Origin of the sequence: Planktothrix sp. PCC 11201 (genome assembly GCF_900009135.1) — a bacterium.
GTDB lineage: Bacteria > Cyanobacteriota > Cyanobacteriia > Cyanobacteriales > Microcoleaceae > Planktothrix.
This window is the reverse complement of the sequence record NZ_LT797784.1, coordinates 1-1011: the sequence shown is the minus strand read 5'-3', so window position 1 is coordinate 1011 and position 1011 is coordinate 1. Positions and strand designations below refer to the sequence as shown.

Sequence of the window (1011 nt, the reverse complement as noted above, 5' to 3'; positions counted from 1 at the left end):
TTTGATGTTTGGGGGAACTGTATGGCCAAGGGAATAGATACCCGTTGGCATTCATTCCGAATTGAAACCATCGTTAACACCGCAACGGATGATTTTGTCCAGAAGTCCCAACCCATCCCACCAATAACCCCTGCGGGTGAAGCTAGTCAGTTATCAGATTGTCTTGAATCCCCCACACCCATCCGTGATCAACTGCTCTTAAAGATGATGGACAAAGGGTTATCCCTACCAGATTTAGAAAAGCTTCAAAGCGAGCCCCTAGATGAAGATACCGCCGTCGTTTTCCTAGCTTTATTAGAGGAGATGCTATCGGAGGCATTGGCACTATGAAACCCGTTGGGATAATTGATTACTTATTCCCAGGTTTGTTGTACCTGATGTGCTTTCTAACTGGGTTTTATTTAGCAAACCATGTTCATATCACGATATCACTGTAACACTCATTCCATAGGAGATCAACAAATGCTTGGATTCTTGAGAGGAGATGATTTTAAATCATCAACAATTGCGCCCGTTGACGGCTCCCATAAAGGGATTAGCAAAGACAATGTTTTCAAACGCAGTGCTGATAACGCCATCACCCCTGACAACCCACCGGAAACAATTTTTGATACCTACCGGACAATGCCAGTTTGTGACCGTGTGCGGGAATTTACCCCAGAGGAGGCGGACGGATTAAGCGAGTTAGCACGGGTTAAAAAGCAAAATGCTACTGCTACTAAAAAAGCAGCCGATAAACACGAAGTCATCTTAAAAGCCGAGGCAAAAATCAACCGTCACGGGCAACGGATGATCAGAAACGAAGCTGAATTTGAGGTTAAAACTCAAGGCTACAAGGGAACAACCGCCAAATCATTACATGGGATGCGTCCCCGTTATGCAGCCATGGGTAAAGGTTTAGAAAAGTCTGAACAATTAGCAGACCAAGCTATTAACAATTTGATGGCTCAATTGTAACTACTCTACTGAGTAGATTTTACAGAGTAAAACTCAAAAACATAAACCCGTCCT

2 protein-coding genes are annotated in these 1011 nt (G+C 43.7%); both read left to right on the top strand.

Annotated features, from left to right (window positions below; genetic code table 11):
* On the top strand, positions 1–330 hold a 330-nt coding region (locus PL11201_RS25710), incomplete at its 5' end, for a hypothetical protein (RefSeq protein ID WP_234996852.1).
* Between the two features lie 132 nt (positions 331–462).
* Entirely contained in the window at positions 463–957 is a 495-nt protein-coding gene (locus tag PL11201_RS25705) for a hypothetical protein (protein ID WP_079681650.1), read from the top strand.
* Positions 958–1011: the final 54 nt, after the last annotated feature.

Bases quoted from the DNA above. Each gene is read 5' to 3' on its own strand.
- PL11201_RS25705 (WP_079681650.1), top strand. From the start codon at position 463: ATGCTTGGATTCTTGAGAGGAGATGATTTTAAATCATCAACAATTGCG.